Source organism: Exiguobacterium sp. SH1S1, from assembly GCF_004337245.1.
Lineage (GTDB): Bacteria > Bacillota > Bacilli > Exiguobacteriales > Exiguobacteriaceae > Exiguobacterium > Exiguobacterium aurantiacum_A.
In genome coordinates, this window is record NZ_SJUZ01000006.1 from 105,413 (window position 1) to 128,449 (window position 23,037).

The window sequence follows — 23,037 nt, forward strand, 5'->3', positions numbered from 1 at the left end:
ATTTCAGCTTATTTTTATCATGTTTTAGCTAATATTCTTCCAAATAAGGGTATAAAGTATCAGTACGAACGTCCTAAACTCTCGTTTCGTTAAAGAAAGGAGGAAGTATGCGTTCGCGCATATGTCATTCTATGGCTGATCAAGAACGAATTCACCAAGACACCCACACCATGAAACCCGATCCTTCCTCGTGGGACCAGTTACCGATCGGTCTCTTTGCATTCGATACGTTCGGACGCATCATCAGTTACAACGATTCATTCGTCGACTTACTCGGGGTCGTCCCGATGACAAGCTCGACGTTTGAACAGTGCACGACCTCAACGTTTGACTTATACGGTGCCGTCGCCCGTGTATTGGCAGGCGAGACCGTCCGTTTAGCCGGTTGGTATACCCCTCCGAATCGACATCCCCGTTTCGTCCGGACGACGATGTCGCCCAGCTTTCAGGCTGACGGCCGAATCGACGGCGGGGTCGGCGTCATCGAAGACATGACCGAACAGCGACGTTATGAAGAACGGATGGAGCATCTGTCGTCACTCGACCCGTTGACCGAGTTATTCAACCGTAAAAAAGTCGGCGACGTCCTGACCTCGGCTGTCCAAGATACGGTCGATACGAAAGCACCTGCCGCCGTCATCATGCTCGATATCGACTACTTCAAGCTCGTCAACGACACGTTCGGTCACCCGACCGGCGATCTCGTGTTACGTTCGATCGCTCAATTGCTCCGCCGCAATATAAGGAAGACCGATTCGATCGGTCGCTGGGGCGGCGAGGAGTTTTTAATCGTCGCCCCGCAGTCGACACTTACTGATGGCATCCAGTTGGCCGACAAGTTACGTCAAAAGATCAACGACGAACCGTTCGGTCCGGTCCCGCACGTCACATGTTCGTTCGGCGTCAGTTCGCTTGATGGCGGAAAGACCGTCGAACAAGCGCTTCAAGACGCGGACGAGGCGCTGTACGTGGCAAAAAACTCAGGCCGCAACCAAGTGTCGAGCAAACGATGATATGAACTCTATGAAGAATCGAAGTGTACCAAAAAGGCAGAGCGGATCCGCTCTGCCTTTCGTTTATACATTGAATCGTGATACGAGTTCTTGCAACTCCTCCGCCATATCGGCGAGTGCTTTCGCGGATTGCGAGACTTCCTCCATCGAACCGAGCTGGTCTTCTGTCGTTGCCGCGACTTGTCTCGAGGCGTTCGAATTCTCGTCGGCGATGTGAGCGATTTGCGTCGCTGATGCTGAAACTTCTTCGACGTTCGCCGCGATCTCTTCGACAGTGGCCGTCACGTCCTCGATCCGTGGCGTCATCTCCTGCGTCCGTAACATAATCTTCTTGAAGCGCTCCGCCGTGTTCTCGGTCGTCTCAAGACCCGCTTTCGTATGGGCCGACACTTCTTTCATCAACGTGACAGACCGCTCCGTCTCTTGCTTGATGTTCTCAATCAACTGCGAAATTTGCTTCGTCGAGTCCTGTGACTGTTCGGCTAGCTTCCGGACTTCACTCGCGACGACGGCAAACCCTTTCCCATTCTCACCGGCGCGGGCAGCTTCAATCGCCGCGTTCAAAGCGAGTAAGTTCGTCTGCGTCGCGATCCCGTTGATCACATCGACAATGTTTCCAATCTCGTTCGAACGCTTTGCGAGTGACTCGATGACTGCGCCGAACGTCTCGACCGATGTGTCGATCGCTTTCATTTGCGTCACGTTATGGGTGACGGCAGCTGTCCCGTCTTCCGCTTCGATCGCCGTCTCGCGAGACAGTTCCGATACGTCCGTCGAGCTTTCAGCGATGCGCATGATGCCTGCCGTGATTGCTTGGAGCGAGACGGCGTTGTCGTCGAGCTGACGTTTCGAATCGTCGGCGCCGGCCGCCATCTGCTGGACCGCACCGGCAATCTGCTCAGAAGATGCTGTATTTTGCGCCGAGTTGGCCATCAGTTCTTGCGACGATGCGGCGACTTGTCCAATCGATTGATCGAGGTTGATGATGATCGAACGGAGTGACGCCGTCATGCCGTTGAAACTTTCAGCGACCCGGCCGATCTCATCGTTCGAATCGATGATGATTTCTTCCGTCAAATCTCCCGCCTGAATCCGTTCCGCGCCCGTCGTCAAACGGTTCAACGGTCGAATGATTGAGCGTAAGATGAAGTATAAGATGATTGAGGCCAAAAGACTCATCGCAGCAATCACGCCCACGGTCGTCCAAAGAATACCAATCGTCTCTTCTGTGATCTCGTCATCATACAGCGTTCCGGCCACTTTCCAACCCGTCAAGTCGTTCGTCATGAAGTCCATCTGTTTGTCTTCATTTTCGAACACATATGAAAAGCTGCCATCTTTGCCATCATAAAGCGATTCGACCCAATCGCCCGACCCCTTCTCGCCTGCTGCTAACGTCGGATGGGTCACGAACTGCTGGTTCGCATCAAGGATCGTGACGTAGCCTTCTTTCCCGATTTGAATGCTAGTCGCGACTTCGGCGATATCATCAACGTCGACGTCGACCGCGATGACGCCACGACCGTCATCCGTTGTCTGCGATAACGTGACCATCATCTTGTTCGAGGCCGCATCGACGTAAGGGTCGGTGATGACGACGTTTCCTTTGGCACCATCTGCCGCTTCGTACCACGGACGCGTCCGGGGATCATAGTCGTCCGGCATCGTTTGGACCGGATAGATCGTCATCGTGCCTTCAGTGGACGCATAATAGATGTTCGTCACTTTCGGATGGGTCGCCAAATATTCGACGAACTTCTCCTCTAACCCAAGGTTGTCTTCTCCTTCTTCGTAGAGCGACTCATCGATCCGCCCCGCAAAAAAGGCGACGTCGCGCTCAATCGGTTCAATCAGATTCGTGATCTCGTCATTCATCCGCTCCACACCCGCGTGTGCCGACTGCATGATTTGATCCGTAATTTTTTGTTTCGCCTGATAGTAAGCGACAAAGCCGATCAATAACGATGGAATCAATAATAAGAGCAATGACATCGTGATCAACTTTTGTTTAATGCTGATGGTTCGTTGTTTCGTCCGTTTCATAAATAACCCCTATTCCCGAGAATAACTCTCGCTACGTTAACCTATGTATCGGCTAGAATTCGGGTCTTTTTGATGACCTAGACAAAAAATCATTACCGTTTTTCTATTCTTGTCAATTGAAAACCTTTTCATTATATACAGAAAACCGTCTGTTCACATCAAGCGAACAGACGGTCCTGTCAATGGGTTAACCGCGGCTTAATCGTCATCCGTTGCATTGTCTGGTAGAAACTGATTGATGGCATCGATCACTTGTGTGAGGACGGCAAGCGAGCCCAACGTATCGTGCTCACGTTCTAGGCTGTGGTTCACATCAGGAAGCAGAACCGACGTCAGCAAAGGAACGTCTGAAATTTCTTTGTAACGGCTCTCCGTATAACAGTGGTCACGGTCCCCGATGACGACGAGGCGAGGTGTCTCAGACGAAACGATAGTCTCCCTGACATCATCTCGTTGAATGAGTGGCGTTAGCCAGATAGCAAACGCATCCTGGAAAATCGGTCTTTTCAATTCCGTGACCATCGCAATCGTGCCGAGCGACTTGCCGATCAAATAAAATTGCTCATATGTATGATTTGACAACACGTGGTCGACAACCGTGGCCACATCCTGTCTAACAATCTCGCCGATGTCTTCGATTTCATCGTATTGCTCGCGATAATATTCATAGTTAATCTCCAATACATCAACGGAGCGCTCGAGCAACAAGCTCGTCGAAAAATGAAACATCGGGGCATCGGTCGAATAGCGAAAACCGGGCAATAAAATGGCAAGCTGAGAAGAAGTCGTCTCATGTTGCATCAGCGAATACGGGATTTCGATTCCGCCAATTCCTGTCACTGTACTCGTTACTACTTGAATCATAAACTGCCTCCTTATTAATGAAATAGACGCGGCCCGATAGGCCGCGTCTCAAGCTCCAACAATTGCATCATAGTTCGCTTCCGTCCAACCATAGGCGACTTCGCGCAACGCAAGTTCGCCGAACAAACGCTCTTTCGCATCGACGACTCGTCCTTGGCGCTGTTCATAAAACGCCCGATGCGGGTTCAGCTCGAGCGCCCAAATGAGTAGTCCACGGCTAGACATCGTTTGGACCGCGCGTTCGAGTAAGAGTGAGCCGATTCCGTTCCGTTGATGGTTTTCTAAAATGTAAATCGCGTAAATCTCGTTCGGATGGTCCGGATAGTCCCCCGTCCGCTCGTCCCCATACAATACGAAACCAACGATTTCCTCATCGACTATGGCGACGAATCCGCTGACTTCGCGGTTGGAAAGGGCACTCCGGACTTTTTCCGACCACTCGATCGACCCAGAAGAAAGCTTTAATAAAAACTCGGTCGGAACGATCCCCCGATAAGTCGTTCGCCAACCGTTGACCCTGACGCGCGCGATCCCGTAAGCGTCTTTCGGCTCAGCTTTCCGTATTTGCATCCGTACCCCCTCCTACCCTAAGTTTTACAAGTAGTTTACCACAAATCACCGAATCGAAATCACACTTCTTCCAGAAACGACTGACAATCATTTGACAAAAAACGACCGTAGGAATCCCTACGGTCGAGTTTGTTAAGCGACATCACGCGTTGGCTCTGCCGTCGCTGTCGTAAGCGGTTTTTTCAAGAACGAGAGGAGGAGTGCTCCGACGAGTGCCCCTACGAGAATCGCAAGTGCGTAGAGACCCATGCTCATCGCGACGTTTCCAGCTCCTTCAAGTAATGGGAAGACGAAGATCCCACCGTGCGGCGCCGGCAATTGAATCGCGAAGAAGGCAGATAATCCACCGGCGAGTGCTGACCCGAGGATCGCTGACGGCAACACCCGGATCGGGTCGGCCGCAGCGAACGGGATGGCCGCTTCTGTGATGAACGAGGCGCCCATGATGTACGCCGTCTTACCAGCTTCACGTTCTTGTTTCGAGAACTTCTGACGAGCGAACACGGTTGACGCGAGCGCGACGAGAAGCGGTGGCACCATGCCACCTGCCATGACGGCCGCCATGACTTCTTGGTTTCCGGCTGTGAGTGCCGCCGTACCGAACACGTATGCCGTTTTGTTGATCGGACCGCCCATATCGACGGCCATCATCCCACCGACGATGACACCGAGCAAGATGGCGTTAGCACCACTCATGCTGTTGAGCGTATCCATCAACCATGTCATGAACGCTGCGATCGGTTCGTTGACGACAAGTAGCATGATCATCCCTGAGATGAACGAGCCGAGCAACGGATACAGGAGGACTGGTTTAATTCCTTCAAGCGTCGCTGGCAATTTCGCGAGTGCTTTTTTCAAGAACAGGACGACGTAACCAGCTAAGAAACCGGCTATGAGTCCACCGAGGAATCCGGCATTCCCTTCGCTCGCGAGCACACCGGCGACAAGACCAGGTGCGAGACCCGGACGATCGGCGATCGACATCGCGATGAAACCGGCAAGGATTGGGACGAGGAAACCGAACGCCGCGCCACCGATCGTCATGAGCTGAGCCGCAAATTCATTGTAAGACGGGTCATCTGGGTTTGCCGAGTTGATGCCCCAGAAGAAGCTGAGGGCAATCAACAGACCACCGGCGACGACGAGTGGCAGCATGGCTGATACCCCGCTCATCAAGTGTTTGTAAATGCCGGTGCGCTGTTCTTTAGGAGCGCCTGACGTCCCTGTCGAACGGTAAACCGGTGCATCTTGTTTCACAGCCCGGTTGATCAACTCTTCCGGTTTGCGGATGCCTTGCGCGACCGGTACTTCGATCACGTGTTTCCCTGCGAACCGCTCCATGTCGACGGCTTTATCGGCCGCGACGATGATTGCTGTCGCTTTGGCGATATCCGCTGCCGTCAATTCGTTTTTGACGCCAGTCGAACCGTTCGTCTCGACCTTGATGTCGACACCCATCGCTTCTGCTTTTTGTTTCAGGCTGTCTGCTGCCATATACGTGTGTGCGATTCCAGTCGGACAAGCTGTGACGGCAAGGATATAAGGTGCATCCTTTTTGACCGTTTTTTCAGCAACCGGTGCCGCTTCCGCCGCTTCTTTCTCTTCGATCGCGCGAATGACATCGTCTTCAGACGTTGCCGCATAGAGACGTTCCTGGAATTTTGGATCCATCAGGAAGACTGATAATTTCGAGAGTGTTTCCAAGTGTTCGTTGTTGGCGTGTTCGCCTGCAGCGATCATAAAGAACAAGCGGCTGTCTTGACCATCAAGCGCTTCATAGTCGATCCCGCTCGAGCGACCAAAGGCGATTGCGGGTGCTTTGACAGCTTTCGTCTTCGCGTGCGGGATGGCAATCCCTTCACCGAGTCCGGTCGTGCTTTGCGCTTCGCGGGCCAAGATGGCGTCGCGATAACCGTTCCGGTCCGATAGCTTACCGGCCCGGTCGAGCACGTCGACGAGCTCTTCGATGACGTCCGCTTTTGAACGACTGCGGAGATTCAGTTGGATCGTGTCCTTTTTGAGTAGGTCCGTGATGTTCATGTTGTTTCCTCCAATCGTGATAGTGGGGTGACGTCGACTTCGCCGACCAAGCGGTCCACGTCTTGTTTCGTACAGAGGCCAAACGTATAAGCAGATGCACTGCCGGTCGTGACCGCATAGCGGAACGCCTTGGTTGCGTCATGGTCTAAAATGTTGGCGACAAAACCGGCGACGAGTGAATCGCCCGATCCGACCGAATTGACAAGTTTCCCGCTCGGCGTGTTCGCCGTATAGGCGCCTGAACCGTTGACGAGCATCGCGCCGTCTCCTGCGAACGAGACGATGACGTTTTTGGCGCCACGCTCGACTAACTGTTCAGCGTAAGGGAGCGCCTGGTCAAACGTCTCGATGTTGACGTCAAACAGTTCACCAAGCTCGTGATGGTTCGGTTTGATCATGAGTGGTTCGAGCGAGAGCACTTCGAGCATCGCTTCTTTTGTCGTATCGACGACGAAGTCGGCTCCGTTCGCTCGAACTTTCTCAGCGAGCGTTCGGTAAAGTGTGCTCGGCAGATTGCTAGGGATGCTTCCGGCCAAGACGACGATATCACCTGCTTGGACGTGTTCGAACTGTGCTGTCAACTGTTCAAGTTCCGTGTCCGAGATGACAGGACCACTCGCGTTCAATTCCGTCTCTTCTTTCGCCCGGATCTTGACGTTGATTCGGGTCTCGCCATCGACTTCGATGAAATCGGTCTCGACACCCTTGTCCGTCAACGCTTTCTTAATAAATTCACCTGTCGTTCCGCCGATGAATCCTAGGGCGACCGTATCGGCGTTAAACTCACGTAAGACGAACGAGACGTTGATACCTTTTCCTCCGGCCCGTTGCGTCGTCTCTTGGATGCGGTTGACCTCACCTAAGACGACTTCTGGCAATGTGACGTAATAATCGATTGATGGGTTAAGTGTTAACGTGTAAATCATTGGGCGTTCACCACCTTTGTTAATGTTTCGACTGAACTGACGTACGGTGCACCGCTCATCGTGATGAGTGTCGCCGCCTCGAGGGGCGCCACTCGGCTGAACGAACGTTTCCCGAATTTTGAATCGTCCGCCAAGATGTAGGCGTCCCGAGCCAGTTCAATCGCTGTTTTTTTGACGAGGGCTTCTTCTGGGTCAGGCGTCGTATAGCCCGCTTCTAGGTCGACCCCGTTGATACCGAGAAAAGCGACATCGACCCGATAGTTCATCATGCTCTCGCGGGCGTTGTAGCCGACGAGCGCTTGCGTCGAACGTTTCAACTCGCCGCCGATCACGAACGTTTTAATATCGAGATCGAACAAGTCGTTGGCAATCGGGAGGCTGTTCGTGACGACGATGACTTTCTTACCTGTCAAGTAAGGGACCATCGCCTGTGTCGTCGTCCCGGCATCGAGATAGACGGACATCCCGTCTTCGATGAACGTCGCGGCCTTCCGTGCGATCGCGACTTTCTCATCGACGTGCCGATCCCGTTTTTCCTCGAACGTCGGTTCGTCTTCAGCGCGAACGACGAGCGTCGCCCCGCCATGAACCCGTTCAAGGTAGCCTTCGGCCTCAAGGTCCGTCAAATCACGGCGGATCGTCGACTCTGACGCCCCCATCCATTCGACCAACTCTTTCAGCTTGACGATCTTTTGTTCCGACAACCGTTGCAAAATCATCTGATGTCGTTGTTTCGTTAACATCGTATTCCCTCCGTATCTCTAATATAAAGCGTTTACATTCAAAAAACAATCAAAAACATTCAAATTCATTCACTTTTTATCTTATTGTCACAATTATAACACAAAAAACGGTCACTGATTGACCGTTTTCGACTGTTTTTGACTATTTGATTAACCAATCGTTCAATTTCTGTAACAGCTGTGGATGAAGCGGGGCCTCGATCGCCTCACGATATTCTTTGTGCAACGTTAAAAGTGAATGCGGGCTCGTCCGTTCGACGAGCAGGTGGTTCATATCTTTAATGATATAGCTGTCGACATCGCCTTTCGTCCGCAGTGAATGGACGTGTTCAGGCGGGACTTGGACGTCACGGTCACCGGTGATGGCAAGCAGCGGGACACGCACGAGCTCGAGCCGTTCCCGGACGTCATACGACGCATGTTCACGAATCCATTTGGCGTTGACGACTTGGCCTCGGTATTTGAACGCAGCGACGTTCGTCCGGAGCGAGCGCTCGAGCAGATCGTCTTGCCGTTGTCTGACTTTTTTCGGGACGCCGGTCAACCGGTAAAACATCCCTTTCAACCCTTTCACGCGCCCGATCTCGGACGCGAGCGCGTCGGCTTGATGTAAAAACATCTGTTTCGACGAGTTGTTGAAGCCGGCGAGTAGGATCAATCCGGACGCATTTGTCTCGAGTTGAACGGCCGGGGCGATGACCGCCCCTTCGCTATGGCCAAGCACGTAGACATCGCCTGTTTCAGGCAACCGTTGGATCGTTTTCACGACTTCGATCGCATCGTTGACCAAGTCATGGAGTCCGACTTTATTAAAGTCACCATCCGACTCCCCAATCCCTTGTTTGTCGTACCGAAATACGTTGACGCCCATGCCATATAGCGCGTCGGCTAGTTTTTTATACGTATTGAACTGGACAGGTCCGACATTGCCGTTCCGGTCACTCGGCCCGCTCCCGCTCAAGATGACGACCGTCTTTCGCTTCCCGTCATGCAATAAAAGCGTACCGGCCAGTTCACCGTAATGTCTTGTAATGTTCATGTTTCGTTCCATTGTATCGCCTCCTCTTTCATCATACCGAACAATTCGAGAGAGGACGAGTGTTTCAGTCAAAAAGAAAGAACCGCCCTCACACGGGGACGGTTCAAGACATCATTGTGTGGCGAGCCAATCTGTTAGCCAAGCGACGTGGTCTTCCATCGCCTCGTTCGACAAACGGTCGATTGTATCGGCTTCAGTTAAAGCATCAAACTCAGCCGTCAATGAATCGCTTAATGACATGACCGGTACGCCTTCCGCATGAAATTCATCTAAATACGACGTCCCGAGTGGCTTCACATCAAGTGATGACCAGCTTCCTTGCTCAAGGACCGGCAGTCTTGTCATCCCTTTTGTCCTTACAAAACGTGCATCTTCCCCGGTACCAAGAATATCTAATGACAGTACTAAAGACGGCAAAGTTTCAGCCTGTTTCGCTGTTTCTAAATAATCCATGGCGGTCTCGTAGCCACCCCCACTTCCGTTCAAGAAGAGATACCGGATCGTTGCATCCGTATCAATGCCATCCATTTGTTCGATGAGCGCGTACAATATCGATGAACCACCAAGGCTCCATAACGCATGGTCCCCGTAACCCGTGCCGTCAAGCCTAGCCAAGATCACAATCTCCTCGTCTGTTTTACCAGGTTGAATAAATTCGACATACGGCACCTCGTCGTCGACGAACGGTTCGACCGAGACATGCGTCCCGTCCGTCAAACGATCTGCTGTCTCAACGTCGACGCCGATGCCGGGCAGCCGCGTCCGTGGCGAAGTATAAATGGTTCCGTAATAAGCCTCTTCTTGTTCATCGGGCGTGACAATGTACCCTTCGGCTCCTGCCTCCAACAGGTTGAGTAAGTGGCGATTCGCCTCATCATCAATGAGGACCTCTCCATATGGATCAGCCGACGTGTCCCTCCTGTCAAACTCGAGTGATTTGACCGTCATCGGCAAAACGACGACTTTTCCTTCTACATCATCAATCGGTTCGTTCCAATCCGTTTGAATCACTTCACCGTCAAATCCAGCTTCTAAGATGAAATGAGATACACCATCGAATCGTTCGTCGTCTTCAATGGTCAACGTCGTCCAATGGCTCGGTACGGAGGCATAATGGACGAAACGGTCCATCTCAAGATCGAGCTCGGTCCCGAGCGACTCGAACAGCTCGACGTTCTCCCAACTGTTAACGTCTCGGTCGAAAGACGCAAAGTATTCGGCCGTCTCATACGGGGTGGCGTTTGTGAACGGACTGACGTACAAAAAGACGACATATAGTACCGATAGTAAGCTAAACATAATGTTCATACGAGTTGTCTCCAATAACTAAGTAATAATTTCAACCAATGATCAAGAAACAATGGATAACTTGGAAATTATTATTATAAATGGCTTTTAGTACTTTTTCATTTAATTTTTTATAGGTTTAAATATATTTAACAACACATAACCATTCAATCACCACCAGTGTTACCTGTTAATTTAAACATAAAATTCACCAGTTGATACATTGTAATGATTACGCTATGATGTAATTCGTAATCATTACAATTTGAAAGAAGGATGTCATCTCTATGAAATATGTAGTTCCGCTCATATGTACTATCGCTCTATTTTTTTTAACGGCTTGCAACGATTCCAATCAAGACGATCGGCATTTACATTTCGTCTATAACTTCTCAACTCAGTCGCTAGACCCCCACCGCGATTCAAGTTACGTTCCGCTCCGGGCCGGTGTGACAGAGACGCTTTTTAAATTGAACGATGAGACGTTATCGGTCGACCCCTGGCTCGCACAATCGTTCGAACAAGTGAACGAAACGACGTGGCGCGTTTACATACGAGAAGACGTGACGTTCCATAACGGGAAACCGCTCGACACGCAGGCCGTCAAACGTTCACTCGACCGTTCTCTCGAAGAGAATACAGGGATCCGCAGCGCATTGCGTATCGAATCGATTACAGCGGAAGCATCGAGCCTCCTAATCGAGACGACCGTCCCTTATCCAGAACTCGTCAATGAACTCGTCCATCCGAACACATCCATCATTGACGTCACTGCAGATGATGCCATCGATCAAATACCTGTCGGGACCGGCCCTTATCAAGTGACGTCGTTCCAACCCGGCTCGAACATCCAACTTGAACGGCATGATGCATACTGGGACGGTCAACCGAAACTCGATACGGTCACGTTCACGTTCAACGAAGACCCGGGGTCGCGCACGATGGCGCTCCGGTCTGGCGAAGCAGACATCGTCTATCGTCCAGAAATCGAGATGATCGACACGTTGGAGCAGGACGGGTTCGTCGTCGACAAGGCGGAGACGTTCCGTGTCCATCAGTTGACGATGAACCTTGAACGTGAACATATGCAGTCACTCGCGATGCGCCGCCTGATTGACTCGCTCATCAATCGCGAACAAATCGTGGACGGCATTTTGAATGGCTATGCCACACCTGCTGTCGGTCCATTCTTACCGTCTTTCCCGTTCGCCCCGTCCTACCCTTCTGACGAGGGACAAGATGTCCTGGACCTGGTCAAACAAGACGGTTACGAGCAAGTCAACGGCGTGTTGATGAAAGACGGTGAGCCGGTTCGGCTCAATCTGTTGACGTATAGCTCACGACCTGACTTACCACTCATCGCACAGTTGATTCAATCGGATGCGAAGCAAGTCGGGATAGAAATCGATATTCAAATGATTGACACACCGGAAGAATATATGGCCGCCGAACGAGACTGGGACCTTGCGACGTATAGCAATTTGACCGCACCACGTGGGGACGGCGGCTACTACTTGAACGCCACGTTCCATCCGAACGGCGCGTTGAATTTCAGTGGCGTAGAAGATGCGACATTGACGCAGAAAATCGACCGCTTGAATCAGACGGTCGACCGTGCTGAACGCGACCGAATGACCGAAGAAATTGCGCAATATGTCGATGAACGTGTCATCAACTCATTTTTAGTCCACCCTTCGACGAATGTTGCTTTGAAAGACAACGTGCATGGGTGGGTCACTGAAAAGAGCGAATACTATATGATCACAAAAGATTTGGATGTGTTGTGATATGACGCGATTCGTGGCACGTAAATCGCTTGAGTGGGGACTAGCTTTTCTAGTCTTCACTTTTTTCAGTTTTTTGCTTCTCCGACTCGTCCCGGGAGATCCCGTCCTATACTTATTGAAGGTCGACGAACTGCAAGTCGATGTCGCCGAGATTGACCGCCTCCGCGAGGAGCTTGGCTTCACGGATCCGGTATGGGTCCAATACGTGAATTGGCTCTCTGAAATCGTTCGATTAAACTTAGGCGATTCACTCATCACCGGTCAGCCTGTGACACAATTGTTTAAAAACAACTATGCCGCGACGTTCGAACTCGCGGCCGGAGGTCTCCTCGTGGCGATTGTGCTCGCCGTCCCGCTCGGTACCATCAGCGCTTTCCGACCAATGTCTGTCTTTTCCAAGCTAGCAACCGGATTGTCGATTGTCGGGTCATCGGTCCCTAGTTTTTTAATCGGCTTGTTTTTGATGTATGTATTCGCCGTGTCACTCCAATGGTTCCCTGTAATGGGACGAAACGGCTGGGACAGCCTCGCCTTACCGTCTTTGACGTTAGGCATTGCCGTTGGCGGCGTCTATATCCGGCTCATCCGCTCGACATTACTCGACGTGATGGCGGCTGATTACGTCGTGATAGCAAAAGTTCGGGGAATCCGTTCAAAAAAGTTACTGACGCGCTATATCGCCCGGGCCGCCTTGCCCCCTGTCATCTCGATGTTCGGCGTGAGCGTGGCGAGCCTCATGGGAGGAGTCGTCGTGCTCGAAGTGTTATTCGCTTATCCCGGGGTCGGCAAACTGATGGTGGATTCTGTTTTACGCCGTGATTTCCCCGTCTTGCAAGGGTATCTCGTCTTTACGACTTGTTTAGTCGTCAGTATCAATCTCGTGACCAACGTGATGTTACGTTTACTGCAGCCTCACCTCTATCGAAAGGATGTGTCCCGATGAAACAGCGCCGATTCATCATAAGCGGTTTGGCAATCTTCGTCGTGATGTATGCATTGACATCGATGGTCGACCCGTTCGCGACGAACGTGACGAATCGACTTGCCTCACCATCGCTGCATCATCTGCTCGGCACCGATCACCTAGGGCGAGACGTCTTGTCACGACTCCTTCTTGCAGGCGGGATCACGGTCGGTTTAAGTACCGTCATCATTCTCATCACAGCGACGGTCGGCATCATTCTTGGGACGATCAGCGGGTTCGTCTATCGCAAATTGGAGCGAATCGTCACAAAAGTGACAGATGCGACCATCATCTTTCCCGATACGGTGCTCGCCATCGTCCTCGCTGGAGTCCTAGGTCCGAGCATTCAAAGCCTTGTGCTCGCCATCAGTTTGATTAAGTGGACGTCCTATACACGACTCGTACACACGCTCGTCCTGCAAGAGAGCACGAAGGGACACGTCCTCGCTGCGCGCGTGAACGGTCTTTCGAAACCGAAAATCGCACTCCGGCACGTCCTTCCTGCCGTCTGTCCGCACATTCTTGTCGTCATGAGTCTTGACCTTGGAAAAGTCATCCTCTTGATTTCCGCCTTCTCCTTCATTGGACTAGGTGTTCAATTACCGTTACCAGAATGGGGGGGGATGATCAGTGAAGGACGACATTACCTTGCAACGAATCCGGCGCTCGTTTTTTGGCCGGCGTTCTGTATCGTGTTAACGATTATCGGGTCGACGAGACTCTCGACAAAACTGACACGTCATTCTCAAGTTTAAGCGTTAGGAGGCAACGTAATGTTAGTCATTGATCAACTTTCTATCAAGCATGACGAACGTCCACTTTTACAAGACGTCTCATTCGCCATCGAACGAAATGAGTGGGTCTGTCTCGTCGGCGCGAGCGGAAGCGGCAAATCACTTCTCGTCAAATCGATTTTGCAGATGCTTCCCAACACGCTTCAGACGACAGGTACAATTTATTGGAACGACCAAGAGATTGGGGATGCCAGTAAAACGTGTTCCATTTATGGGTGCGAGATTGGATACATCCCACAACATTACACGACGTCGTTCGCACCATTTTTGACGATGGATGAGCATATTCGGGACTTGTTCGAAAGTCATGACGAGGCATACGACAAAGACCGTATCCGCTCCGCCATGGCCGAGATTCATTTATCGGAAGAACTCCTCAATCGCTATCCGCTCGAACTGAGCGGTGGTCAACTTCAGCGGTTTTGCTTATTACTTGCGAGCATTCTTCAACCAACACTCATCATCGCGGACGAGATCACGAATGCGCTCGACGTGCTGACGGCTCGGCAAGTGACCGAATGGTTGAAGTCGATGATCGGTCAAACATCGAGCATGCTGTGGGTCACTCACGATTTAGCCGAAGCGATGACCTATGCCGATCACATCCTCGTCATGAAAAATGGGCGCATCGTTGACGCAGGAAATCGTGAGCACCTGATCGCCTCGGAGAACCCGTATACCAAGTCTTTGCTTCAAGCGGCACCGATTTTAAAACGAGAGGAACGACTCGAACATGTTATTACACGTTGAAAAAGTCTCGAAAAACTATGGTAGCCACTCTGTATTATGTGACGTCACGTTCACGGTTCAGGCTGGCGAATCGGTCGGCTTGATTGGGACGAGCGGTAGCGGAAAGAGCACCTTGTCTCGCTGTATACTCGGACTTGAGCTGGTTGACGCAGGACAGATTCAGCTATGTGATCTGTCTTGGCAGACCGCTTCATGTCGGGAAGTCACACAGATGAGGCAACGCATTCAAGCTGTGTTTCAAGACAGCGCCGAATCGTTCAACCCGAGATGGACGCTCGCAGATTCCATCTTGGAGCCGCTTCGTCATTTTCGTTTGATTGAACCGTACGATGAACGGGCCAAGTTAGAACACTTGTTTGACATCGTTCAACTTCCGCACACATGCATGGCCTCGTATCCTCGTGAATTGAGCGGAGGGCAAAAACAACGTGCCGCCATCGCCAGGTCTCTTAGCCTGAATCCTCAACTCATTCTTCTCGATGAGGCAACGACAGCACTGGACACCATCACGCAACATCACATCGTCGACATGCTAAAGTCCTATCATCGCGACCAGTCGATGGCATTTTTAATCATCTCCCACGATTTATCGGTCGTATCGAAACTGTGTGACCGTATCCTTGTCTTGTCCGAAGGGACGATCGTGGACTCTTTCAACGGCAATGAATTGTTTGATGACTCGCGCCATCCGTACACGATTGCATTGCGCGACGCCTTCGTCGAGAAGGGTCGGTTCTTGCATGGTGTCGACTAAATCATTTTGGCTCATCGCTTACCCGCTCGTGCTCGCCGGTTTCTCAACGCCGCTGCTTGGTGTCGTCGATACGATTGTAATCGCGAACACGGACGAATTGACCGCGATTGGTGCAGTCGCCGTCGGTGCGGTCGTCTTTAACACCCTTTATTGGCTGTTCGGCTTTCTAAAGATTAGTACGAGCGGATTCACAGCGCAAGCACTCGGTCAAAACGATTCAACACGCGTTCAAATGAGTTTGTTCCGGCCGCTCGTCATCGCGTTTGTTGTTGGAACAAGTTTTCTCTTGTTCCTGATCCCGATTCGCGAAACCGCCATTCATCTACTTGTAACGGATGCATCCATGGCCGACTCCGTTCGGACTTATATTACGACGCGACTTTACGCCGCTCCATTCGCGCTTGGTACGTACGTACTACTCGGCTGGCTGATTGGGCATGGGAGCGTGCGCACCGCCTTAGTCATCCAAGTCGGTGGCAACCTGATGAACATCATCTTAGACGTTTGGTTTATCCACGTGTTTTACGATCCGGTTGCCGGGATTGCTTTTGCGACGAGTTTGTCAGAAGTGATGACGTTTGGATTGGGTTGGCTGTTCGTACAAAGCCGTATCACGTTTTCCGCACAGATAAGCCGCGATTTGATGAACACGGGCGCTTATATTACTTATTTGACCGTCAACCGTGACTTGTTCATCCGTACCGTCTTCTTACTTCTCATGACGGGCTCGTTCACTGCACTTGGAGCCAAACAAGGCGTCGAGGCATTGAGTGCGAATGCCATCTTGTTTCAATTGCAGTATGTGATCGCTTATTGGTTCAGCGGCATCGGTCAAGCTTCCACCGTATTGATTGGGCGCGCAATCGGGCAAAAATCGAATGAAACCTATCGACTCACGGTTCAGATCGGCTCTCGGTTTATTTTGTGGTCAACGGTTATTATCACCGTACTACTGTCAGTGGCACAGGATGGAATCATTCACCTCTTCACGGAAGATATAGCGCTCCGCTCGACGATTGAGACGTATTATATGTGGATTATTTTGTATCCGTTCATCGGTGGTTTGGCCATGTTGTATGAAGGTGTCTTTGCCGGCATCGGAGACGCTCGGCCCGTCCGTAACTCACTCATCTATGCGTTTATCGTGTTTACGATTGTGGCCTTCTTGCTCGTCCCCTCCATCGGGAATCATGGGGTTTGGTTAGCTTTTCTTTGCTTCAGTCTCACACGGTCGCTCTCGTTGGCGATGAATGAACGCAGGAGACGAAATTGTCTGTTTTCGCCATCTCACCTTTCATAAAAATGGTATAGTGAAAAGATATTACAAAGTCGAAAGATAGAAATACGAAAACCCAAAGACGGTTGGTGCAATCTATGAATAATGTTTACAATCCGAATCAACAAATAAAGAAAAAGCGCTACCTGTGCGCTTTCCTCCTCCTCGCCTTGCTCAATACAGTACAACAAGCATACGACATTGGTTTTGACGCATCCTCTCCGTACCGACTCGTCGGCGGTCTAGTTTTATATGCAATCTTGCTTTATTTTGGGCTGAGAAATAGAACGTGGGCTGAGATCGCGATCAAGTTTGTCGTCTGGTTCAACGTCACCGCTTTATCCGTCATCCTCCTGTTCATGGGACTTTCCTTAATTGCATGACAAAAGGCGACCACTCGTTGGAGTGATCGCCTTTTTTTGATTATACGCCTTCGTACGCCGCGTACATGATTTCTTTCAATTCTTCGACGAGCGGCATTTTCGGGTTCGCCGTCGTACATTGGTCTTCGAACGCGTCGACCGCCATTTTGTCGATTTTCGCATCGAGGTCCGCTTTCTTGATGCCTTGTGCTTTGAACGAGAGTTTGATGTTCAAGCGCTGTCCGAGCTCGATGATCGCTTGGACGAGTGACTCGACACCTTCTTCAGTCGTCTTCGCCGGGAGTCCGAGGAAGCGTGCGATTTCAGCGTAGCGCTCGTCAGCGATGAATGACTCATATTTCGGGAACGCCGCGAGTTTCGATGGGCGTGTCGCGTTGTAACGGATGACGTGCGGCATGAGGATCGCGTTCGTCCGACCGTGCGGCACGTGGAACTCGCCACCGATTTTGTGCGCGATCGAGTGGTTGATCCCGAGGAACGCGTTCGCGAATGCCATACCGGCCATCGTTGAGGCGTTGTGCACTTTTTGACGAGCTTCAGCGTCGCTTCCGTTTTCGTAAGCTTTCGGGAGGTAGTCGAAGATCATCTTCATCGAACGGAGGGCAAGTCCGTCTGTATAGTCGTTCGCCATGACCGATACGTACGCTTCGATTGCGTGTGTCAAGACGTCCATTCCTGTGTCAGCCGTGATTGAAGCCGGTACCGTCATAACGAACTCAGGGTCGATGATGGCGACGTCTGGTGTGATCGCGTAGTCGGCGATCGGGTATTTGACGTTCCGTTTTTTATCAGTGATGACCGTGAACGGTGTCACTTCTGAACCTGTACCTGACGTCGTCGGGATCGCGACGAACATCGACTTGTTGCCGAGCGTCGGGAACTTGTACGTCCGTTTGCGGATATCCATGAACTTCTGGCGAAGGTTTGAGAACTTCTCTTCTGGACGTTCGTAGAAGAGCCACATCCCTTTCGCGGCATCCATCGGTGATCCACCACCGAGCGCGATGATCATGTCCGGTTGGAATTGGCGCATCGCTTCAGCACCTGCCATGACCGTCTCGACCGATGGATCTGGTTCGACTTGGTCGAAGATGCGGTAGTCAACACCAGCCGGCAAGTTTTTGATGACTTTGTCAGCAAATCCGAGTTTGACCATCATTTCGTCTGTGACGATCATTGCTCGTTTTTTTGACGTGAGCGACTGCAAGTATTGAACCGAGTTTTTCTCGAAGTAAATTTTTTCAGGGACTTTAAACCATTGCATATTCACGCGACGTCTCGCCACCTTTTTCACGTTGAGTAGATGTTTCGCCGTCACGTTCTCAGAGACGGAGTTTTTACCGTACGACCCACAACCGAGTGTGAGTGATGGTGTCATTTCGTTGTAAAGGTCACCGATACCGCCGTGTGCCGTTGGCGAGTTGACGATGATACGGCAAGCTTTCATGCGAAGTCCGAACGCGAGGATCGCGTCGTCGTCTGTCGAGTGGATTGCGGCCGTATGGCCGAGACCACCGATTTCAAGCATTTTCTCAGCGATCGCGAAGCCTTCTTCTCGTGATTGAACTTTATAAGCGCCGAGCACCGGGCTGAGCTTCTCGTGTGAGAGCAGTTCTGTTGCGCCGACTGTCTCGAGTTCAGCGATCAAGATTTTCGTGTCGGCCGGGACGCTGAGTCCAGCTTTCTCGGCGATCCATGCTGCCGGTTTCCCGACGATCTCAGGGTTGACCGCACATGTGTCTGTCTTGATGACGAGTGTTTCGAGTTTGGCTTTTTCTTCTGGTGAGCAGAAGTAGCAGCCGAGCGCTGTCATTTCACGTTTCACGTCTTCATATACTTCTTGGTCGACGATGATCGCTTGTTCTGACGCACAAATCATGCCGTTATCGAACGTTTTCGATAAGATGACGTCCGAGATGGCGCGTTTCACTTTCGCTGTCTTGTCGATATAAGCCGGGACGTTACCAGGTCCGACGCCGAGCGCTGGTTTACCTGTCGAGTAAGCCGACTTCACCATTGCCGCGCCGCCTGTTGCGAGTACCATGGCCACGCCTGGGTGGTTCATGAGTGCTTTCGTCGCGTCGAGTGACGGTTTTTCGACCCATTGGATCAAATGTTCCGGCGCACCTGCTGCGATTGCTGCGTCACGAAGGACGCGGGCCGCTGCACTTGAACATTGTTGTGCTGACGGGTGGAAGCCGAAAATGATCGGGTTACGTGTTTTGATAGCGATGATCGCTTTGAACATCGTCGTTGATGTCGGGTTCGTGACCGGTGTGACCCCGGCGACGACACCGACCGGCTCGGCGATGTACGTGATGCCGTTTTGCTCATCGTCTTCGATGACGCCGACTGTTTTCTCACCGCGAAGTGAGTTGAAAATATATTCTGTCGCAAAGATGTTTTTGATCATCTTGTCTTCAAACACACCGCGACCTGTTTCTTCATATGCATGTTTAGCGAGTACGACGTGTTGCTCGAGTCCGGCTAACGCCATCGCTTGGACGATCGTGTCGATTTTCTCTTGGTCAAACGTCATCAACGTGTCGAGTGCCGTGTGCGCTTGCTTGACGAGCGTGTCGACCATCTGTTCTGCTGATGTTTCCACTACTGCTTTCTCTTTAACTGCCATGTTGGTTTCCTCCTCATGAATGAGAGCTGATCTTCTGACTTGATGGAGAGCACGGGATAATCGGTTTGCCTGATAAGAGTTTGTGCTTTCCTTCACATTCATAGAATACACCGTTTCATTCAATTTGTGCGTGACAACAATGTGAACTCTTTCACAATATTTTTTTGCAGTTTGAGGATAGGTCTTGATTTTTACAGATCAGCTCAGTAAAATCGTATGCGTTTTCATGAAAACAAGGACAAACCCATATGTAAACGCTTACATTGTTTGTGTCGTTAGTTTGGCGGAATCGGTGTGTAAATGCTCACAGTCCGATGATTGCTCGTCCACCCCGCCTGTGGTCGTGTATAATGAAGAAAGAACCTGACTAGGAAGTGACTATGACTATGCCAAGACAAGATGCAGCCGATCAGTTTGTGAAACTGATCCCGTTAATCAGAAGAAAACTGCTCCGCCGCTCCGACCTCCCGCAAATCCCGAACTTAAACTTCTCTCACTTTCATCTACTGATGTTGATCGAGGATGAAGGCGCGGTCACGAACGGACAAATTAGTGAGACGTTATCGATTGCCCCGCCGAACGTGACGCCGCTCATCACGAAGCTCGTCGACGAAGGATATATTACACGTGTCCCTGACGAGCGCGACCGCCGTGTCATCTGGAACCAATTGACCGACCAAGGAGAGCGCGTTCTCCTCGAGCGGCGCGACTCGTTTCGGCGCCTGTTCGAGGATCGGTTAGCGTTCCTCGATGAGGATGAGACCGACCGCTTGATCGACAGTTTAAAGACGCTGACCGAGATCGTTGAGAAGATGGACAAGAGCGAGGGATGATTTTCTCTCGTCAACGCTCGCTTCTTCTTATATAATCGACAGTGAATCTATCGAACAATGGAAAGTGAGATGACACGTAATGGGTCGTAAATGGAACAACATTAAAGAGAAAAAGGCGTCTAAAGACGCCAATACGAGTCGTATCTACGCGAAGTTCGGCCGCGAGATCTACATCGTCGCCCGCCAAGGTGAACCTGATCCGGAATTGAACCAATCGCTCAAGTTCGTCGTCGAGCGCGCGAAGACGTATAACGTCCCGAAAGCGATCATCGACCGGGCCATCGACAAAGCGAAAGGCGGCGACGAAGAGAACTTCGACGAACTCCGCTATGAGGGCTTTGGGCCGAGCGGGTCGATGCTCATCGTCGACACGCTCACGAACAACGTCAACCGGACCGCCTCTGAAGTTCGGGCCGCGTTCGGCAAGAACGGTGGTAACATGGGCGTCAGCGGGTCGGTCGCGTATATGTTCGATGCGACGGCCGTCATCGGTGTCGGCGGGATGACAGCAGACGACGTGCTCGAACTCATGATGGAGCACGACCTCGATGTCCGTGACGTCATCGAAGAAGACGAGACGGTCATCGTCTATGCCGAGCCGGAAGAATTCCATGCCGTCCAGACCGCGTTCAAAGCGGCGGGTGTGGAGACGTTCGAAGTCGCCGAGCTGACGATGCTACCGCAAAACGAAGTCGAACTCGACGAAGCGTCGAAAGAGCAATTCGAGAAACTACTCGACGTACTCGAAGACTTAGAAGACGTTCGTCAGGTGTACCATAACGTCGAACTATGATGAAGAAGCGATAACTTTTCGAAGTTGTCGCTTTTTTTGTTTTCATGATTTGACAAGTCATAAAACGTATGTTAAATTTCAAAAGTCTTTATCGTATTAAAGTGATAACAAGAGAAAGAACTTATGATTCGAAAGGTGTTGGAACTCATGAATGCTGTATTATTAGCTGTCATTGTCTTATTTGCTCTCGCGATCAGTCGTGTCCATATCGTCTTATCGCTCATCCTCGCCGCCATCGTCGGTGGACTTGTCGGAGGACTCGGTTTCAACGACACGTTGACCGCTTTCAGCGACGGGCTTGGTGGCGGTGCCACGATCGCCCTCAGCTACGCCCTGCTCGGTGCGTTCGCTGTCGGCTTGTCAAAGACCGGCCTGCCTGATGTCCTGGCTGAACGGTTGATCAGCATGTCTGGCCGTGATGTGACCGGCAAGAGTGTCGGTCGCGTCAAAGCGTTACTGCTGTCGCTGCTGCTCTTACTCGCTATCAGCTCACAGAACGTCTTACCGATCCACATCGCCTTCATCCCGATCGTCGTACCGCCGTTACTCGTCTTGTTCAATGAGTTGAAACTCGATCGCCGGCTCGTCGCGACGATCCTCACGTTCGGGCTTGTTACACCGTACATGTTGCTACCGGTCGGCTTCGGCGGCATCTACTTGAACGAGATTTTGCTCCCGAACGTCGAGACGAACGGGATGGCCGTCGGTGACGTCAATATCGTCAGCATCATGGCCATCCCGGCACTCGGGATGCTCGTTGGACTCATCACCGCTTTCTTCCACTACCGGAAACCGCGGTCGTATGAAACGATCCAACTCGGTCCGAGCGACTATGAGGTCCGCACGTTGAGCAACATGAAGATTTGGTTGACGGCGATCGTCGTCTTGGTCGTCTTGGTCGTTCAATTGCAGACCGAATCGATGATCGCTTCGGCCGTGACCGGTTTGATCCTGTTGACGCTCTTCCGTCTCATCCCTTGGTCAGAAGCGGACGATATCTTTACGAGCGGCATGCGCATGATGGCCTTCATCGGTTTCGTCATGATCGCTGCGAGCGGATTCGCCGCCGTCATCCGTGAAACAGGTGCGATTGAACCGCTCGTGAGCGGAGCAAGCAATTTGATGGGTGACTCGCAGTTCCTCGCCGCCCTCGTCATGCTCCTCGTCGGTCTCGTCATCACACTCGGTATCGGCTCGAGCTTTTCGACCATACCGATCATCGCCGCCATCTTCGTGCCGTTATGTATCCAGTACGGTTTCTCGGTCGAGGCGACGATCGCCATCATCGGAACGGCCGGAGCACTCGGTGACGCCGGTAGCCCGGCGAGTGATTCGACGCTCGGACCGACGAGCGGTTTGAACGCGGACGGGCAACACGACCACTTGCGCGAGACGGTCTGGCCGACGTTCCTCCACTACAACATCCCGCTCATCGTCTTCGGCTTGATCGCCGCGATGGTATTATAATCACTTCCGGTTACGCCGCGCGTAAATCGTGCCGAGCAAGACGAGCACGAGTAAAAACCAAAAACCCGTATACATGAGG

20 protein-coding genes are annotated in these 23,037 nt (G+C 51.6%); 11 read left to right on the plus strand and 9 right to left on the minus strand.

All coding sequences use genetic code 11. From position 1 onward, the window contains the following. Positions 1-170: 170 nt before the first annotated feature. Complete coding sequence (locus tag EVJ23_RS11740; protein WP_161567030.1) at positions 171-1,013, plus strand: sensor domain-containing diguanylate cyclase; 843 nt, start codon at positions 171-173, stop codon at positions 1,011-1,013. Between the two features lie 63 nt (positions 1,014-1,076). Here the strand turns inward: EVJ23_RS11740 and EVJ23_RS11745 are convergent, their stop codons facing one another. The 8 genes from EVJ23_RS11745 to EVJ23_RS11780 form a co-directional block, all read right to left on the minus strand. Beyond that, on the minus strand, positions 1,077-3,056 hold the full coding sequence (locus EVJ23_RS11745; protein ID WP_131465118.1) for a methyl-accepting chemotaxis protein: 1,980 nt from the start codon (positions 3,054-3,056) through the stop codon (positions 1,077-1,079). A gap of 198 nt (positions 3,057-3,254) precedes the next feature. Further along, on the minus strand, positions 3,255-3,920 hold the full coding sequence (locus EVJ23_RS11750) for an alpha/beta family hydrolase (protein WP_131465120.1): 666 nt from the start codon (positions 3,918-3,920) through the stop codon (positions 3,255-3,257). 48 nt (positions 3,921-3,968) lie between these two features. Then, the gene (locus tag EVJ23_RS11755; RefSeq protein ID WP_131465122.1) at positions 3,969-4,490 is read right to left on the minus strand and encodes a GNAT family N-acetyltransferase; all 522 of its coding nucleotides are present in this window, start codon (positions 4,488-4,490) and stop codon (positions 3,969-3,971) included. 132 nt (positions 4,491-4,622) lie between these two features. Beyond that, complete coding sequence (locus EVJ23_RS11760; protein WP_131465124.1) at positions 4,623-6,530, minus strand: PTS fructose transporter subunit IIABC; 1,908 nt, start codon at positions 6,528-6,530, stop codon at positions 4,623-4,625. Further along, positions 6,527-7,456, minus strand: a complete 930-nt coding sequence (gene pfkB, locus EVJ23_RS11765; protein WP_131465126.1) for a 1-phosphofructokinase — start codon at positions 7,454-7,456, stop codon at positions 6,527-6,529. Before pfkB ends, EVJ23_RS11760 begins: the two co-directional genes overlap by 4 nt. Beyond that, complete coding sequence (locus EVJ23_RS11770; RefSeq protein WP_070327328.1) at positions 7,453-8,199, minus strand: DeoR/GlpR family DNA-binding transcription regulator; 747 nt, start codon at positions 8,197-8,199, stop codon at positions 7,453-7,455. Before EVJ23_RS11770 ends, pfkB begins: the two co-directional genes overlap by 4 nt. A gap of 142 nt (positions 8,200-8,341) precedes the next feature. Further along, positions 8,342-9,250, minus strand: coding sequence for an alpha/beta hydrolase (locus EVJ23_RS11775; protein ID WP_131465128.1), 909 nt, complete (start codon positions 9,248-9,250; stop codon positions 8,342-8,344). A gap of 99 nt (positions 9,251-9,349) precedes the next feature. Continuing rightward, entirely contained in the window at positions 9,350-10,546 is a 1,197-nt protein-coding gene (locus EVJ23_RS11780) for a zinc-binding metallopeptidase family protein (protein WP_131465130.1), read from the minus strand. Positions 10,547-10,812: 266 nt separating this feature from the next. On the opposite strand from EVJ23_RS11780, the gene nikA reads away from it, so the two are divergent. The 7 genes from nikA (at position 10,813) to EVJ23_RS11815 (ending at position 17,233) form a co-directional block, all read left to right on the plus strand. Then, positions 10,813-12,312 carry a nickel ABC transporter substrate-binding protein gene (nikA, locus tag EVJ23_RS11785; protein ID WP_070327331.1) on the plus strand — a complete coding sequence of 500 codons (1,500 nt, stop codon included), beginning with the start codon at positions 10,813-10,815 and terminating at the stop codon, positions 12,310-12,312. A 1-nt stretch (position 12,313) separates the two neighbouring features. Beyond that, entirely contained in the window at positions 12,314-13,255 is a 942-nt protein-coding gene (locus tag EVJ23_RS11790) for an ABC transporter permease (RefSeq protein WP_161567031.1), read from the plus strand. Further along, positions 13,252-14,031: an ABC transporter permease gene (locus tag EVJ23_RS11795; RefSeq protein ID WP_131465134.1), complete on the plus strand. Its 780-nt coding sequence runs from the start codon at positions 13,252-13,254 to the stop codon at positions 14,029-14,031. Before EVJ23_RS11790 ends, EVJ23_RS11795 begins: the two co-directional genes overlap by 4 nt. 18 nt (positions 14,032-14,049) lie before the next feature. Continuing rightward, positions 14,050-14,820 (plus strand): ABC transporter ATP-binding protein, encoded by a 771-nt coding sequence (locus EVJ23_RS11800; RefSeq protein WP_131440560.1) that lies wholly within the window; start codon positions 14,050-14,052, stop codon positions 14,818-14,820. Next, on the plus strand, positions 14,804-15,574 hold the full coding sequence (locus EVJ23_RS11805) for an ABC transporter ATP-binding protein (protein WP_070327335.1): 771 nt from the start codon (positions 14,804-14,806) through the stop codon (positions 15,572-15,574). Before EVJ23_RS11800 ends, EVJ23_RS11805 begins: the two co-directional genes overlap by 17 nt. After that, complete coding sequence (locus EVJ23_RS11810; protein ID WP_161567032.1) at positions 15,561-16,874, plus strand: MATE family efflux transporter; 1,314 nt, start codon at positions 15,561-15,563, stop codon at positions 16,872-16,874. The genes EVJ23_RS11805 and EVJ23_RS11810 overlap by 14 nt, the downstream gene beginning before the upstream one ends. A 146-nt stretch (positions 16,875-17,020) precedes the next feature. Then, positions 17,021-17,233, plus strand: a complete 213-nt coding sequence (locus EVJ23_RS11815; RefSeq protein ID WP_161568396.1) for a hypothetical protein — start codon at positions 17,021-17,023, stop codon at positions 17,231-17,233. 40 nt (positions 17,234-17,273) lie between these two features. Here the strand turns inward: EVJ23_RS11815 and adhE are convergent, their stop codons facing one another. Further along, positions 17,274-19,865 (minus strand): bifunctional acetaldehyde-CoA/alcohol dehydrogenase, encoded by a 2,592-nt coding sequence (adhE, locus tag EVJ23_RS11820; RefSeq protein WP_131443844.1) that lies wholly within the window; start codon positions 19,863-19,865, stop codon positions 17,274-17,276. Positions 19,866-20,251: 386 nt separating this feature from the next. Between adhE and EVJ23_RS11825 the strand changes: the two genes are divergently transcribed. From EVJ23_RS11825 to EVJ23_RS11835, 3 genes are all read left to right on the plus strand, one after another. Then, positions 20,252-20,698 (plus strand): MarR family winged helix-turn-helix transcriptional regulator, encoded by a 447-nt coding sequence (locus EVJ23_RS11825; protein WP_070327337.1) that lies wholly within the window; start codon positions 20,252-20,254, stop codon positions 20,696-20,698. A 79-nt stretch (positions 20,699-20,777) separates the two neighbouring features. After that, entirely contained in the window at positions 20,778-21,491 is a 714-nt protein-coding gene (locus EVJ23_RS11830) for a YebC/PmpR family DNA-binding transcriptional regulator (RefSeq protein ID WP_070327338.1), read from the plus strand. Positions 21,492-21,638: 147 nt separating this feature from the next. Next, positions 21,639-22,958: a Na+/H+ antiporter family protein gene (locus tag EVJ23_RS11835; RefSeq protein ID WP_131443845.1), complete on the plus strand. Its 1,320-nt coding sequence runs from the start codon at positions 21,639-21,641 to the stop codon at positions 22,956-22,958. Positions 22,959-23,037: the final 79 nt, after the last annotated feature.